The sequence below is a fragment of the Silanimonas sp. genome, from assembly GCF_027531545.1.
Classification (GTDB): domain Bacteria; phylum Pseudomonadota; class Gammaproteobacteria; order Xanthomonadales; family Xanthomonadaceae; genus Silanimonas.
In genome coordinates, this window is the sequence record NZ_JAPZSC010000045.1 from 1 (window position 1) to 1,262 (window position 1,262).

Below are 1,262 nucleotides of genomic sequence, written 5' to 3' on the forward strand. Positions count from 1 at the left end.
GCGACGACCTCGTCAGCCTGAACCGCGAGTTCGTGCAGATGGCCCAGGAAGTGACGCGTACGCTGGGCGGCACGCAGTTCAACGGCGTGACCATCCTGTCGTCGACCGGCTCCAACAACTTCCAGATCGGCGCCAACAACAACAGCCTGATCGACCGCCTGTCGTTCGACAACTACGCCTGGACGGCCGCAGCGGCCATCACCGACGTGACGGGGACCGCCGTGATCACCGGCACAGAGACGCCCACGATGCAGATCACAAGCCAGGCCGACGCCCAGGCGGCCATCGCCGGCATCGACTCGGCTCTGAACGAGATCAACAGCCAGCGCGCCACCTGGGGCTCGCGCCAGAACCGCTTCGAGAACGTGGTCTCCAATCTGATGTCGGCCGTCGAGAACCAGACTGCCGCGCGCGGCCGCATCGTCGATGCCGACTACGCGGCGGAGACGGCCAGCCTGTCGCGCGCCAGCATCCTGCAGCAGGCCGGCAACGCCATGGTGGCGCAGGCCAACCAGCTGCCGCAGCAGGTGCTCTCGCTGCTGCGCTGACTGGCCTTCCGCCGGCGACAGGCCGGTATCGACGAGATGGACAGAGCCCGCCCCCGGCGGGCTCTTTGCATGGTGGGTCATTCGCCAATCGAGGTTCGCTGTGCCGATCCCGAGGCCTGTCGCCCTCTGACGAGCCGGCGCGCTTGAGTCCGAACAAGGCTTGTTGGGTGCCCCTTATCGCGCGACCGCCTGCGTGAAGCTTCCGCGGGCCGCGACGAAAACCTTCCCAACGCAGCCGCCCGTTCGGGGCTGCGGGGTCCGGACCAACAGGGGGTCGCGGCAGGGCAGCGGCAACGCGGCAGTGCCAAGGCAGCTTTGATTGGCCCGGGCGGGTTCCCCGGCGAAGGGGCGGCTCACGAGAGCCGCCACGGGCCGGGGGTCTTTGCAGGCCACCGCCGCGTGCGCCTTGATGCGGCAGTCGCGGCGGCAGCCGGGCAAGTGCCTAGGGTCAACCATCGTCCTTCGGAGTTATCCATGTCCACCATCAACACCAACCTGATCTCGCTGAACGCCCAGCGCAACCTCAAGACCAGCCAAGGCGACCTCGCCACCTCGATCCAGCGCCTGTCGTCGGGCCTGCGCGTCAACACCGCCCGTGACGACGCCGCGGGCCTGGCCATCAGCGAGCGCATGAACACCCAGGTGCGCGGCATGAACGTCGCCATGCGCAACACCAGCGACGCGATCTCCCTGGCCCAGGTGGCCGAGGGCGCG

1 protein-coding gene and 1 pseudogene are annotated in these 1,262 nt (G+C 68.4%); both read left to right on the forward strand.

The window, feature by feature from the left end; translation table 11 throughout:
- Window positions 1-548: flagellin (locus O9280_RS15510; protein WP_298344786.1), on the forward strand; the 548-nt coding region annotated here is incomplete at its 5' end.
- 474 nt (window positions 549-1,022) lie between these two features.
- Window positions 1,023-1,262: pseudogene (locus O9280_RS15515) on the forward strand (flagellin FliC); the annotation flags it as partial.